Consider the following 12,922-nt stretch of genomic DNA (forward strand, 5'->3'; position numbering starts at 1 on the left):
TCACCCTTCGGGCCTGTTTCGGGATGCACCCGCAACGGGGGGCGAACTGTGGGAGCAAGGCTTGCCCGCAATGGGGGCGCTTCGGTTTCAGGATAAACCGCGTGAACTTCGTCGCCGGCAAGCCTTGCTCCCACGGATGGGCGGCGTAGGATAGCGGCCTTGATTTTCCAGTCTTGCTATCGGAGTTGCCCATGAGCGCCGTCAATCGCGCAGCGGTGGAAGCCGTCCTTCGCCAGTACACCGACCCCTACCTGAACCAGGACCCGGTCAGCGCCGGATGCGTGCGCGTCATCGATATCCAGGGCGATCGCGTCAGCGTCCAGCTGGAAATCGGCTACGCGGCCGACCTGTTCAAGCGTGGTTGGGCGCAGATGCTGCAGATGGCGATCGAAGCCCTCGACGGTGTGACTGCCGCCCGGGTCGACATCACCAGCGTGATCGCCGCCCACAAGGCCCAGGCCCAGGTGCCGGGGCTGGCGAACGTCAAGAACGTGATCGCCGTGGCGTCGGGCAAGGGCGGGGTGGGCAAGTCCACCACCGCTGCCAACCTGGCCCTGGCCCTGGCCCGTGAAGGGGCGAAGGTCGGGATCCTCGACGCGGACATCTACGGCCCGAGCCAGGGCATCATGTTCGGTATCCCCGAAGGTACCCGGCCCCGGATCAAGGACCAGAAGTGGTTCGTGCCGCTCCAGTCCCATGGCGTGGAAGTCATGTCCATGGCCTTCCTCACCGACGACAACACGCCGATGGTCTGGCGCGGGCCGATGGTGTCCGGTGCCCTGTTGCAACTGGTGACGCAAACCGCCTGGGGTGACCTCGATTACCTAGTGATCGACATGCCGCCAGGCACCGGGGATATCCAACTGACCCTGGCGCAGAAAGTCCCGGTGGCCGGCGCGGTGATCGTCACCACGCCGCAGGACCTGGCCCTGCTGGACGCGCGCAAGGGCGTGGAAATGTTCCGCAAGGTCAACATCCCGGTGCTGGGCGTGGTGGAGAACATGGCCGTGCACATCTGCTCGAACTGCGGACACGCCGAGCATCTGTTTGGTGAAGGCGGCGGGGAAAAACTGGCGAGCCAGTACGGTGTCGAGCTACTGGCCTCGCTGCCGCTGTCGATGCTGATCCGCGAACAGGCCGACGGCGGCAAGCCCACGGTGATCGCCGAACCGGACAGCCAGATCGCCATGGTCTACCAGGAACTGGCCCGCCACGTCGGCGCGCGGATCGTGCTGCAGGAAGCGGCCGCACCGGCGATGCCGAACATCACTGTCAGCGATGATTGATGGTTGAAACGCGATCAACTGTGGGAGCGGGCTTGCTCAAGCCCGCTCCCACAGTGGGACGTGCAAGGTTCTTAAATGCGCAGCCCGCCATCCATCTCCAGGATCCGCCCGGTGTAGTAGTCGTTCTCGAAGATGTACGCCGCCGAATGAGCGATTTCCTCGGGTTTGCCCATGCGTTTGAGCGGGATCCCCGAGGTCATTTTTTCCAGGGCCTCGGGCTTCATGCCCAGGGTCATTTCAGTCTCGATGAAACCCGGGGCGATGCCGGCGACACGAATGCCGTAGCGCGCCAGCTCCTTGGCCCAGGTCACGGTGGCCGCCGCCACGCCGGCCTTCGCGGCCGAGTAGTTGGTCTGGCCGACATTGCCGGCGCGGGAAATCGAAGAAATGTTGATGATCGCGCCGCTGTTCTTCAGCTCGACCATTTTCGCCGCCACTTCGCGGGTGCACAGGAACACGCCGGTGAGGTTGACGTCGATCACGGCCTGCCACTGGGCCAGGCTCATTTTGCTCATCTCGCCGTCCTTGACCTTGAGCAACAGGCCATCGCGCAGGATCCCGGCGTTGTTGATCAGGCCGTGGATCGCGCCGAAGTCTTCGGCCACCCGGGCGACCATGTCGCTCACTTGCTCTTCAACGGCCACGTTGCACAGGTAGGCCCGGGCTTCGACGCCCTTGGCCACGCAGGCGGCCACCGCCTGGTCGAGCTTTTCCTGGTTGAGGTCGACCAGCGCCAGCTTCGCGCCTCTGCCCGCCAGATACTCGGCCATGGAACGCCCCAGGCCCTGGCAACCGCCAGTGATAATGATTACTTTGTCAGTGAGTTGCATGTGCATGTCCCGGGTTGGCAGTGTGGTTGAAGAGGTCTGGTCAGGCGGCCTCTCATCTGCGAGGTATTGACCTCTGCACACGAGCATTGCCCAACGGCTCGCTGGAACATAGTCCAGCTGCCTGATCGCATTCAAGACGAATTTAGTCGAAGGAGTCATAAATTGAGCGTTGAAGCTGTCAAGCATGCCCGAGAGCTGCTGCTCAAGGAATACCGTGGAATGCTCTCCACCCACTCCAAATCCATGCCCGGGTTTCCGTTCGGCTCCGTCGTGCCGTATTGCCTGGACGAGCAGGGCCGACCTCTGATCCTGATCAGCCGTATCGCCCAGCACACCCACAACCTGCAGAAGGATCCCAAGTGCTCGCTGCTGGTGGGCGAGCGCGGCGCTGAAGATGTCCAGGCCGTGGGACGCCTGACCTGCCTGGCCGAAGCGCAGAAGCTCGAAGAGCGCGTCACCATCGATGCCGCCGCCGAACGTTACTACCGCTACTTCCCTGAGTCGCAGGACTATCACCAGGCCCACGATTTCGATTTCTGGGTGCTCAACCCGGTACGGCATCGCTACATCGGCGGCTTCGGTGCCATTCACTGGCTCGACCAGGTCACCCTCGCCAACCCGTTCGCCGGCCAGGCCGAGGCGGGCATGATCGAGCACATGAACGCCGACCACGCCAAGGCCATTGCCCATTACGTGGCACTGGCCGGCCTGCCGGACCGTGAGCCGGCGCAGATGGTGGGTATCGACAGCGAAGGCATGCACCTGCGCATCGGCCAGGGCGTGTATTGGCTGGCGTTTCCTACGCCCTGCAACACGCCGACACAAGTGCGCGAAGCCTTGGTTTACCTGGCTCACGCCGCGCAATGGCCGAAAAATGCAGAGGCCAACGCTTGAATTCACGAAAGGGCGACGTCATTTAAGGTTTGATAGCAAGGCATTCTTGCGTTGAGGAACCATTTGATGCGCCCTTTTTTGTTGCTCTTTCTGCTGTTCCCGGTGTTGGAGCTGTTCGTATTCGTCAGGGTCAGCGCTGCGATCGGGTTTTTCCCGGCGCTGCTGCTGGTCATTCTCGGCTCGATGCTCGGCGTGTTCGTGCTGCGCATCGCCGGCCTCGCCACGGCACTGCGTGCCCGTGAAAGCCTGAACCGCGGTGAGTTGCCGGCCCAGACCATGCTCGAAGGCCTGATGCTGGCCTTGGGTGGCGGTCTGTTGATCCTGCCCGGCTTCATCAGCGACGTGCTCGGCCTGGTCCTGTTGCTGCCGTTCAGCCGTCGGATGCTGGCCAACAAGATGCGCCAGCGCGCCGAAGAGCAGGCGATGCGCCAGCGAGCGTTCGCCGACGACCTCCAGCCCCGTGGCGGTCCGTCGCCTCGAGAGCCCGTGGGCCGTGAGCCGAACGTGATCGAAGGCGAATTCGAACACCGCGATTCCAAGTAAACACCCTGACACGGCGCCCTCGGGCGCCGTGTTCGTTCCCGCTCCGGGAAGTAAAAAAATTTCCACCCCGCCCTTGTAATCGGCTTGTACGCCCCTATGTATGGGTCACCGCAAGGTTTCCGGTGGCAACACCGGACAGACTTCCGCGGTTCGACTGACGAACCGCACCCGGCTTTGCCGGCTTTGTTTAACCCGCCGGGACTACACCGGCCGATGAAACCAGAAATTAGGAGAGATCGACAATGAAGCTTCGTCCTCTGCATGACCGCGTCGTCATCCGTCGCAGCGAAGAAGAGAAGAAAACCGCTGGCGGTATCGTCCTGCCAGGTTCGGCTGCTGAAAAAGCCAACCACGGTGAAGTTCTCGCTGTAGGTACCGGCCGTGTGCTGGACAACGGTGAAGTGCGTGCGCTGGCCGTGAAAGTGGGTGACAAGGTTGTGTTCGGCCCTTACTCCGGCAGCAACACAGTGAAAGTCGACGGCGAAGACCTGCTGGTAATGAGCGAAAGCGAAATCCTCGCTGTCCTCGAAGGCTGATTCCCCCGTCCATTTTCCCGCTACTACACAGTATTTAAGGAATATCGATCATGGCTGCTAAAGAAGTTAAATTCGGCGATTCCGCCCGCAAGAAAATGCTCACCGGTGTCAACGTCCTGGCTGACGCAGTAAAAGCGACCCTGGGCCCGAAAGGCCGTAACGTGATCATCGAGAAGAGCTTCGGCGCTCCGACCATCACCAAGGACGGCGTTTCCGTAGCAAAAGAAATCGAACTGGAAGACCGCTTCGAGAACATGGGCGCGCAGCTGGTCAAAGACGTTGCCTCCCGTGCCAACGATGACGCAGGCGACGGCACCACCACCGCCACTGTCCTGGCTCAGTCGATCGTCAACGAAGGCCTGAAAGCCGTCGCTGCCGGCATGAACCCGATGGACCTCAAGCGCGGTATCGACAAGGCGACCATCGCCATCGTCAAAGAGCTGAAGGGCCTGTCCAAGCCTTGCGCCGATTTCAAAGCCATCGCTCAGGTTGGCACCATTTCCGCCAACTCCGACAACTCCATCGGCGACATCATTGCCGAAGCCATGGAAAAAGTCGGTAAAGAAGGCGTGATCACCGTTGAAGAAGGCTCGGGCCTGGAAAACGAACTGTCGGTCGTAGAAGGCATGCAGTTCGACCGTGGCTACCTGTCGCCGTACTTCGTCAACAAGCCGGACACCATGGTTGCCGAGCTTGACGGCCCGCTGATCCTGCTGGTCGACAAGAAGATCTCCAACATCCGCGAAATGCTGCCAGTGCTGGAAGCTGTTGCCAAAGCCGGCCGTCCACTGCTGATCGTGGCCGAAGACGTTGAAGGCGAAGCCCTGGCGACCCTGGTTGTGAACAACATGCGTGGCATCGTCAAAGTCGCCGCCGTCAAGGCGCCTGGCTTCGGCGACCGTCGCAAGGCCATGCTGCAGGACATCGCCGTCCTGACCGGCGGTACCGTGATCTCCGAAGAGATCGGCCTGAGCCTGGAAAGCACCACCCTGGAGCACCTGGGTAACGCCAAGCGCGTCACCCTGTCCAAGGAAAACACCATCATCGTCGACGGTGCTGGCGTTCAAGGCGACATCGAAGCACGCATCAACCAGATCCGTGCCCAGGTTGCCGAAACTTCCTCGGACTACGATCGTGAAAAACTGCAAGAGCGCCTGGCCAAGCTGTCCGGCGGCGTTGCAGTGATCAAGGTTGGCGCTGGCTCCGAAGTCGAAATGAAAGAGAAGAAAGCCCGCGTTGAAGACGCCCTGCACGCGACCCGTGCAGCCGTTGAAGAAGGCGTGGTACCTGGCGGTGGCGTTGCGCTGATCCGCGCACTGGAAGCCCTGACCGAGCTGAAAGGCGACAACCCTGATCAGGACGTCGGTATCGCTGTCCTGCGTCGCGCTGTTGAAGCACCGCTGCGCCAGATCGTTGCCAACTCCGGCGACGAGCCAAGCGTAGTGGTTGACAAGGTCAAGAACGGCCAAGGCAGCTTCGGCTACAACGCTGCAACTGGCGAATACGGCGACATGATCGAAATGGGCATCCTGGACCCAACCAAGGTAACCCGTTCGGCTCTGCAGGCAGCTGCTTCCATCGGTGGTCTGATCCTGACCACCGAAGCGGCTGTAGCTGACGCACCGAAGAAAGACGGTGGCGCTGGCGGCGGCATGCCAGACATGGGCGGCATGGGTGGCATGGGCGGCATGATGTAAGCCAGCCTTACCCCTGTAACGAAAAACCCCGCCTGCGAAAGCAGGCGGGGTTTTTTATTGGCTGTCGCCTGAGGTACCCCGATTTTTCCTGGAGTCCTCACTGTGGGAGCCGAGCTTGCTCGCGATAGCGGTGGGCGAGCCTGCAAGGGTGTTGGACGTGCCTACATCATCGCGAGCAAGCTCGCTCCCACAGGTTTCAGCTGACTGCTGCTCAGGCGTTGACCGGCAGTGCCTCGGTCCCGCGCTCAGCCCTGACGGCCGGGCGATAGAGGATGAAGTAATAGCAACCCAGGCAGATCAACCAGCAGAACACCGCGGTCCAGACGTTGTGGGAAAAGAAATGTGCGCCCTGCATCATCCTGCCCACGGAAAACACCGTACCCAGGGCGAAGGCAAATACGAAGGCGCGACGGGCCAGGCGTGGGCGGCGGTCGCGCAGTACAAAGAACAGCGCAAACAGGGTGAACCCGGTGGCGGCATGACCGCCAGGCCAGCAGCGGCCGGGCTTATCGGTGGCCGGGCGTGGGCTCAGCAGTTCACTGTAGGTTTCCTTGCCGCCAAATTCTTTCAGGCTCCAGGGACACTGCACGGCCGTGACGGCTTTCATCGGAGTGACGAATGATGTGGCCAGTGCCAGGGACAGGACCAGGCAGCCCAGTTCCCGCTTGAACGGTTTGAGCCGGTCGACGAAAAAAGCGCTGATGAAACCGATGATGGAGAACACCGAGAAGGCGATGACCACTTGCTTGGCGCGGTCGTGGAGGATGTTCTCCAGGAAGTAACTGTGGCGGCCAATGAAGTTGCCAGCGGTCGGGTCATAGAACAGTTGAGCCAGCTCCATGTCCAGATCGGTCCATTCCAGCAAGATCAGAACAAGCACCGTAACAACAGGAATCCCCAGGCACAGCCAGAGATTCAGCGGACGAGGGGAGGAGCGTAGAACGCTTGACGACATGACAGATCCTGCACAAGAAAGGCGCCCCGGGACATCAGCCCGGGGCCGTTCGGTTAACGTTCGCTGACTTGCTCGGCACCCTCCTTGGGTGCTTTCCAGCCAAGCAGCTGTTGCTTGAAGCCATAACTGGCGGTTTGGTAATACGTAATGGCACGGCTGATCAACGGATCGTCGTGGGTCACCCGGGATTCACGGCTCTCGGTCAACGCATCGTCATGCCGGCGCAGGCCCTGGCGCGGACTGAGAATCGCCAGATCCTTGCCATCGAACAGGCCCAGGTGCTGATAGTTGCCTACCACGACACGGGGCGGCAACGGGTTGTCCTGCAACAGGTTACGGCCGAAGAACGTCGACTGGTAATCCAGGTTCAGCAACCCGAGCAGGGTCGGCGCAAGGTCGATCTGACTGGCGAGCTGGTCGGTCTCACGGGGCTCGATCAGCTTGGGTGCGTAGATGAACAGTGGAATCTGATAGTTGCTGATTGGCAGGTCTTCCTTGCCGGCACTGCCTGCGGTGTGATCGGCCACGAAGACGAAAATCGTATTATCGAACCACGGTTTTTGCCGGGCCTGTTCGAGGAACTGACCAATGGCGTAGTCGGTATATTTCACTGCCCCGTCACGGCCGTTACCGGAGGCGATGTCGATGCGGTTTTCCGGGTAAGTGTACGGGCGGTGATTGGAGGTGGTCATCAATTGCAACAGGAATGGCCGTTGTTGGGCATGATTGGCATCGGCCAGTTTCAACGTCTGCTTGTACAGGTCCTCGTCGGCCATGCCCCAGGCATTCTTGAAATGGATCTCGGACTCATCGATGCTGGTCTGATCGACGACCCGGTAACCGTTGCCGCTGAAAAACGCGTTCATGTTATCGAAGTAGCCACGCCCACCGTAGACGAACACGCTGTCGTAGCCCACCGCGCTCAATTGCTGGCCCAGGCTGGCGAAGCCACTTTCCCGGCCGATGCGCTTGACGATCGAGCGTCCCGGTGTAGGCGGAATCGCCAGGGTAATGGCTTCCAGGCCGCGGTCGGTGCGGGTACCGGTGGCGTAGAAGTTGTTGAAGTACAGGCTGTGCTTGCGCAGTGCATCCAGATTGGGGGTCAGGTTGCGCTTGTCGCCATTGCTGCCCAGGTATTTGGCGCTGAGGCTTTCGATGGTCACCAGCACGATGTTCGGTTTGCGGAGGGTGCCAGGGTTATCGATCATCCGGCGGATATCTTGCGGGTCTTCGCCGATGAAGTGGGCATCGGGCTCGTTCAGTTCCGCGCGAATCTGTTGGGCGACGGTGGTCGGGCTCAAGCTGCTGTAAAACTGTCCGTAATCCAGTTCGTTGTTACGGAACGCCGCGAAGAACTGGTACGGGCCATTGCTCGCCAGTTCGTTCTGGTAGGCATTCCCACCCTGGGCGCGTGGCGCGTCCTGACTGAGCAATTGAAGGCTCAGGCCGGCGACCACCAGCAGGCCCAGCGCATTGACCAGGCGCCCGCGCAGGGGTGGCAACGGGGCGTCCAACGCTGCATTGAACGGTTTGCGCAAGGCCAGGCTCAAACCCAGGGCCAACGCGGCGATAATCGACAGCAGGGTGCCGATGGGGTACGACTCCAATACGTTGTTCAGCACCTCGTCGGAATAGACCAGATAGTCGACGGCGATGAAGTTGAAGCGCACGCCGAACTCATCCCAGAACAACCATTCGGCCACCGAGGTGAACAGCATGACGAACATGCTGAGTGTCAGCAGCCCTTGGAGAAACCAGCGATGACCGCGCCGGCGCCACAGCGCTGGCGGGCAGAGCAACAGGTACAGGCCCATCGGCAGGATCGCATAGGCGAGAAAGCCCAGGTCATACAGCAAGCCGATGCCGAACACGGAAAACGCACCGCCTCCGGCCTCATCCAGATGGGCCAGCAGCAGAACGGTTCGGGTCAGGAAGAACACCGCCAGCCAGGTGCTGGTGATCAGCAGCAGATAGCGCACAGGCGCCGTTTTCACAAAGTCCATTTACCGCATTCCTTTTATTTTTCAAATCACTAGCGCGTAAGTTTCGCTGTTTCAGTGTAGCGAAGTTGTGAATCGAGAGTGAAAAACTCATTAGGATCATGACAGGTCGAAAGTACGGACTCGGGCCCTTTCCACCCTAGCCCTGAGGCAGCATTGGCCGTAAGCTGCGCGGGCCAAGACGGCCGTTACCCGTGTACGCAGAGGTGCCCATGCGAATTCTATTGGTCGAAGACAACCGCGACATCCTGGCCAATCTGGCCGATTACCTGGGCCTCAAGGGCTACACCGTCGATTGTGCCCAGGACGGCTTGTCAGGGTTGCACCTGGCCGCGACCGAGCATTACGACCTGCTCGTGCTCGACATCATGCTGCCGGGCATTGACGGCTATACCTTGTGCAAGCGCCTGCGCGAAGACGCCCGGCGCGACACGCCAGTGATCATGCTCACCGCGCGGGACCAGTTGGATGATCGTCTGCAAGGTTTCAAATCCGGGGCCGACGATTACCTGATCAAACCCTTTGCGCTGTCGGAATTGGCGGCGCGAATCGAAGCGGTCATGCGTCGAACCCAGGGCGGTGGTCGGCGAGCGTTGCAGGTCGGTGACCTGAGCTACGACCTAGACACCCTGGAAGTGACCCGTGAAGGCAAGTTGCTCAAGCTCAACCCCGTAGGCCTGAAGCTGTTGGCGGTGCTGATGCAGAAGAGCCCCCATGTGCTGCGCCGGGAAATCCTCGAGGAGGCGCTGTGGGGCGATGATTGCCCGGACAGTGACAGCCTGCGCAGCCACGTCCATCAATTGCGCCAGGTGATCGACAAACCGTTCGAAAAGCCGCTGCTGCACACCGTGCACGGTGTCGGGTATCGCTTGGCCGAGGGCCGGGATGGAGTTTAAGCAAAGCCTTGCCCAACGGATCATCATCGCGTTTGCGTTGATGAGCGCGTTGGTGGCAGGGGCGTTCGCCATGGGCATCGTGGCGACGGTTCATCTGGTTGAAGAAAAACTGATTTCCGCCGGGCTCGGCGGCGATCTCCAGCGCCTGTTGTTGATGGACAGCGTCTCGGACTGGAACCATCGCCCGGAACCCGACCAGCTGTTCTATTTCAGTGGCGGCCCCGGCGATTTCGAGTTGCCCAAGGACCTGCGCCATCTGGAATCCGGTTTTCACGAGGTATTTCGCGAGCAATTGTCCTATCACGCCATGGTCGAGATCGTTGACGGCCGGCACTATGTTTTGCTGCAGGACCAGAGTGACTTCGAAGAGCGTGAGCGGGTGTTGTTCGCCGTGGTGCTGGTGGGCTTTGTGCTCAGTCTGGCGCTGGCAGTGTTTCTAGGCTGGATCCTGGCACGTCGGGTGATGGCGCCGGTGGTTCGCCTGGCCCGGCAAGTGCGGCACCGCGACCAACTGCTTGGGCTGGCCCCGCCGTTGGCGCCGGATTATGCCGCCGACGAAGTGGGTGAACTGGCCGTGGCGTTTGACGCGACATTGGGGCGGTTGCGCCAGGCACTGACGCGCGAGCGATTGTTTACCAGCGACGTGAGCCATGAGTTGCGCACGCCCTTGATGGTCCTGGCGACGTCATGCGAGCTGCTGCTGGAGAACCCGGCGCTGGATCAGCGTGGTCGCAGCCAGGTCGAGCGCATCCACCGGGCCAGTGAAGAAATGCGCGAACTGGTGCAAACCTTCCTGATGCTTGCCAGGGCCCAGCGGGACGATAACGGCATGTCGCCTCGCTCAACCCTCGGACAGGTAGCTGAAAACCTTCTCGGAGTATGGCGCGTGCCCATCGAGTCCAAAGGCCTGACGCTTATCTTCGAACCGGGGCAACCCCTCGATACAGCCTATAACGCCACATTCCTGACGGCGGTCATGGGTAACCTGCTGCGCAATGCCTTGCACTACACGGACCAGGGTTTTATCCGGCTCTCGTTGACGGCCGCTGGCTTCGTGGTCGAGGACAGCGGCGTGGGCATTCCCGAAGAGAAGCGCGAAGCGATGTTCGAGCCGTTCGTGCGCGGTAACGAACAGCGCGGTGAGGGTCTGGGGCTGGGGCTGTCGCTGGTCCAGCGGATCTGCGAGAACCAGGGCTGGACTGTCAGCCTCAGCACGATGGAACCCAATGGTTGCCGTTTCGAAGTGGAGTTGAATCCGAAAGGATGAACGTGCCCGCAGAAAAATCTTGTAACTATTGCTGGCGTATGCATGGCGTTGTTTTCACAAGCAGATGACATATCGATACATAAGGTGGGCTGATCAGCAATGGAGGCCCCCCCTATGTCCAAACCCATCAAGCTCGATTTTTCCGAAAAGTACGACGAGCAGCATGCCCAGAGATATTTCCGTAAGCACCGCAGTGGCATGAGCCGCCGGCTTTCCAACCTGCGAGATCAACAACTGGCCCGACGTGCACTGGCGCTTGTCGGTGACCCTGGCCTGGTGTTGGACCTGCCCTGCGGTGCCGGGCGTTTCTGGTCCTTGCTGGCCGAAAAGCCGAACCGAGTCGTCATAGGCGCGGACAATTCCGAGGCCATGCTCAAGACGGCCATGGAATCCCAGCCGGCCGATGTGGTGAAACGGGTACAACCCTTGCACACATCTGCGTTCGACATTGCCTTGCCTGATAACGCCGTCGACAGCATTTTTTGCATGCGCCTGCTGCATCACATCGGTGAATCGGCGCACCGCCTGGCGATCCTCAAGGAATTCGAGCGTGTCAGTCGCGACAGCGTGATCGTTTCGTTGTGGGTCGATGGCAATTTCAAGGCCTGGAAACGCAAGCGCCAGGAACACACCCGTGGGCAAAAAGCCTACCAGAATCGATTTGTGTTACCGGTCGCTACAGTAGAAGAGGAATTTCGCCAGGCAGGGTTCCGTATTCAGGAACAACTGGATTTCCTACCGCTCTATGCCATGTGGCGAGTTTATGTATTACGCAAGAGGTAACAGCATGGTTGTGCAGGTAGCAGAGACATCAGGGATTCCCCGCAACAGCTTCGATTATTTCTGGAGCTTGCAGGGCGAGTGGGTGGAGGAACCCAACGTACGACGTGGCGGTGAAAGCGGTGTACAGAGGATCACCAGCAAGGACGGCGAGCTGCTGTATGCCAAGCGCCAGACCGGACATATCTATCGCAGCTGGCTGCACCCGTTCGGTCGACCGACCGTACTACGTGAGCAGGACGCGTTGCTGGCACTGCCTAAACTCAATGTCCGGGTGCCCGAACTGGTGTTCTGTGAAGCGCAGCCAGACCCGGATCACAAATGGCGCGCGTTGCTGGTGACCCGCGCGCTCGAGGGCTTCGAGGAGATCGAGCACTGGTATGCCGGCGGCGGGCGCGAGCGCCATGGCGAAGCGGTGCATGACCAGATGCTTCGCGAGTTGGCCGAGAACCTGGCCCGTATGCACAAGGGCCGTTGGCAGCACAGCTGTATCTACATCAAGCATGTGTTTGTACGGGTGACGGGGGAGGGCGAGGCGGCCAAGCCCGAGGTGGCGTTGTTGGATCTGGAGAAATGTCGCCAGCGTTTGACTGCCCGGCAGGCGGCCTCCCATGACATGAAGCAGTTGCGGCGCCATTCGTCGTTCAGCGACGCCGATTGGAAAAAACTCGTCTATTTTTATGAGGCGGCGTTTGGCAGCGCTATCAAAGGTTTATAGCGATGAAACTAGAAATTGCTAGAGGTTTGTTTTTGGTAGGAGCCCTGGCAGTTGCGTCAATGGCAGTGGCTGTGTGGGAACAGCCACGCTCGCAGATCCTCAGCGTTTCCAATGCTGATGCACAATGTCCTTTGCCACGGGTGGCAAAGGTCAGCGAGGTGACCCGACCGGACCATGATCTGTTGCTGTTCATGTTCAGTCTTTCCCAAGGGATGAGGCCGCAGAGTTGAGGATCATGAAGCCAAAATAAAGGCCTCGCTTTTGCGAGGCCTTTATTTTTCATGCCTATGTCCTGATGGATGCCAAATGGCGATGAGGGAGCAACTCCCTCGCCACAGTCACGCTGCCCTTGCATTCGTCGTTGCGACTCCTGTCGCGCCCGCCCTATTTCCGTAGGAAAAAACGCCTCCTACAGATCAGTCCTAGCGAATCGGGCAATGCACTCGTAGGAAGTCTCCGAAACTGCTTTTGCGTGCCCTCAGCGCAATGGAATCCCACCCTGAACTGATCCACGCTGATG

13 protein-coding genes are annotated in these 12,922 nt (G+C 60.2%); 10 read left to right on the top strand and 3 right to left on the bottom strand.

Annotated features, from left to right (window positions below; translation table 11 throughout):
• The first annotated feature begins 191 nt into the window (after window positions 1-191).
• Window positions 192-1,286: an iron-sulfur cluster carrier protein ApbC gene (gene apbC, locus J7E36_RS14760; RefSeq protein WP_215004107.1), complete on the top strand. Its 1,095-nt coding sequence runs from the start codon at window positions 192-194 to the stop codon at window positions 1,284-1,286.
• 71 nt (window positions 1,287-1,357) lie between these two features.
• On the opposite strand, the gene J7E36_RS14765 is transcribed toward apbC, so the two are convergent.
• Entirely contained in the window at window positions 1,358-2,116 is a 759-nt protein-coding gene (locus J7E36_RS14765; protein WP_215004109.1) for an SDR family oxidoreductase, read from the bottom strand.
• A 162-nt stretch (window positions 2,117-2,278) separates the two neighbouring features.
• Between J7E36_RS14765 and J7E36_RS14770 the strand changes: the two genes are divergently transcribed.
• The 4 genes from J7E36_RS14770 to groL all read left to right on the top strand — a co-directional run bounded on the left by J7E36_RS14770 (window position 2,279) and on the right by groL (window position 5,786).
• Window positions 2,279-3,010: a HugZ family protein gene (locus J7E36_RS14770; protein WP_215004111.1), complete on the top strand. Its 732-nt coding sequence runs from the start codon at window positions 2,279-2,281 to the stop codon at window positions 3,008-3,010.
• A 66-nt stretch (window positions 3,011-3,076) separates the two neighbouring features.
• Window positions 3,077-3,553, top strand: a complete 477-nt coding sequence (locus J7E36_RS14775) for an FxsA family protein (RefSeq protein ID WP_215004113.1) — start codon at window positions 3,077-3,079, stop codon at window positions 3,551-3,553.
• Window positions 3,554-3,795: 242 nt separating this feature from the next.
• Window positions 3,796-4,089, top strand: coding sequence for a co-chaperone GroES (locus J7E36_RS14780; protein ID WP_215004115.1), 294 nt, complete (start codon window positions 3,796-3,798; stop codon window positions 4,087-4,089).
• A 50-nt stretch (window positions 4,090-4,139) separates the two neighbouring features.
• On the top strand, window positions 4,140-5,786 hold the full coding sequence (gene groL / locus J7E36_RS14785) for a chaperonin GroEL (protein WP_215004117.1): 1,647 nt from the start codon (window positions 4,140-4,142) through the stop codon (window positions 5,784-5,786).
• A 211-nt stretch (window positions 5,787-5,997) separates the two neighbouring features.
• Here groL and J7E36_RS14790 read toward each other — a convergent pair whose 3' ends face one another.
• Both J7E36_RS14790 and J7E36_RS14795 read right to left on the bottom strand, forming a co-directional pair.
• Window positions 5,998-6,741, bottom strand: a complete 744-nt coding sequence (locus J7E36_RS14790; protein WP_215004119.1) for a phosphatase PAP2 family protein — start codon at window positions 6,739-6,741, stop codon at window positions 5,998-6,000.
• A gap of 53 nt (window positions 6,742-6,794) precedes the next feature.
• A complete protein-coding gene (locus J7E36_RS14795) occupies window positions 6,795-8,744 on the bottom strand; it encodes an LTA synthase family protein (RefSeq protein ID WP_215004121.1) in 1,950 nt (649 codons plus the stop codon).
• A 209-nt stretch (window positions 8,745-8,953) separates the two neighbouring features.
• Between J7E36_RS14795 and colR the strand changes: the two genes are divergently transcribed.
• From colR to J7E36_RS25305, 5 genes are all read left to right on the top strand, one after another.
• Window positions 8,954-9,637 carry a two-component system response regulator ColR gene (gene colR / locus J7E36_RS14800; protein WP_215004123.1) on the top strand — a complete coding sequence of 228 codons (684 nt, stop codon included), beginning with the start codon at window positions 8,954-8,956 and terminating at the stop codon, window positions 9,635-9,637.
• The gene (locus J7E36_RS14805) at window positions 9,627-10,904 is read left to right on the top strand and encodes a sensor histidine kinase (RefSeq protein ID WP_215004125.1); all 1,278 of its coding nucleotides are present in this window, start codon (window positions 9,627-9,629) and stop codon (window positions 10,902-10,904) included. The genes colR and J7E36_RS14805 overlap by 11 nt, the downstream gene beginning before the upstream one ends.
• A 114-nt stretch (window positions 10,905-11,018) precedes the next feature.
• Window positions 11,019-11,687 (top strand): class I SAM-dependent methyltransferase, encoded by a 669-nt coding sequence (locus J7E36_RS14810; RefSeq protein WP_215004127.1) that lies wholly within the window; start codon window positions 11,019-11,021, stop codon window positions 11,685-11,687.
• 4 nt (window positions 11,688-11,691) lie between these two features.
• Window positions 11,692-12,402, top strand: a complete 711-nt coding sequence (locus J7E36_RS14815) for a lipopolysaccharide kinase InaA family protein (RefSeq protein WP_215004129.1) — start codon at window positions 11,692-11,694, stop codon at window positions 12,400-12,402.
• Between the two features lie 2 nt (window positions 12,403-12,404).
• Window positions 12,405-12,632, top strand: a complete 228-nt coding sequence (locus tag J7E36_RS25305; protein ID WP_231286371.1) for a hypothetical protein — start codon at window positions 12,405-12,407, stop codon at window positions 12,630-12,632.
• Window positions 12,633-12,922: the final 290 nt, after the last annotated feature.

The sequence above is a fragment of the Pseudomonas fluorescens genome (assembly GCF_018614775.1).
In the GTDB taxonomy this organism is placed as follows: Bacteria; Pseudomonadota; Gammaproteobacteria; order Pseudomonadales; family Pseudomonadaceae; genus Aquipseudomonas; species Aquipseudomonas fluorescens_BY.

Excerpts from the sequence above, each read along its gene's own strand:
- apbC (WP_215004107.1), top strand. The coding sequence starts at position 192 with ATGAGCGCCGTCAATCGCGCAGCGGTGGAAGCCGTCCTTCGCCAGTAC.
- J7E36_RS14765 (WP_215004109.1), bottom strand. The coding sequence starts at position 2,116 with ATGCAACTCACTGACAAAGTAATCATTATCACTGGCGGTTGCCAGGGC.
- J7E36_RS14775 (WP_215004113.1), top strand. The coding sequence starts at position 3,077 with ATGCGCCCTTTTTTGTTGCTCTTTCTGCTGTTCCCGGTGTTGGAGCTG.
- J7E36_RS14780 (WP_215004115.1), top strand. The coding sequence starts at position 3,796 with ATGAAGCTTCGTCCTCTGCATGACCGCGTCGTCATCCGTCGCAGCGAA.
- groL (WP_215004117.1), top strand. The coding sequence starts at position 4,140 with ATGGCTGCTAAAGAAGTTAAATTCGGCGATTCCGCCCGCAAGAAAATG.
- J7E36_RS14790 (WP_215004119.1), bottom strand. The coding sequence starts at position 6,741 with ATGTCGTCAAGCGTTCTACGCTCCTCCCCTCGTCCGCTGAATCTCTGG.
- J7E36_RS14795 (WP_215004121.1), bottom strand. The coding sequence starts at position 8,744 with ATGGACTTTGTGAAAACGGCGCCTGTGCGCTATCTGCTGCTGATCACC.
- colR (WP_215004123.1), top strand. The coding sequence starts at position 8,954 with ATGCGAATTCTATTGGTCGAAGACAACCGCGACATCCTGGCCAATCTG.
- J7E36_RS14805 (WP_215004125.1), top strand. The coding sequence starts at position 9,627 with ATGGAGTTTAAGCAAAGCCTTGCCCAACGGATCATCATCGCGTTTGCG.
- J7E36_RS14810 (WP_215004127.1), top strand. The coding sequence starts at position 11,019 with ATGTCCAAACCCATCAAGCTCGATTTTTCCGAAAAGTACGACGAGCAG.
- J7E36_RS14815 (WP_215004129.1), top strand. The coding sequence starts at position 11,692 with ATGGTTGTGCAGGTAGCAGAGACATCAGGGATTCCCCGCAACAGCTTC.
- J7E36_RS25305 (WP_231286371.1), top strand. The coding sequence starts at position 12,405 with ATGAAACTAGAAATTGCTAGAGGTTTGTTTTTGGTAGGAGCCCTGGCA.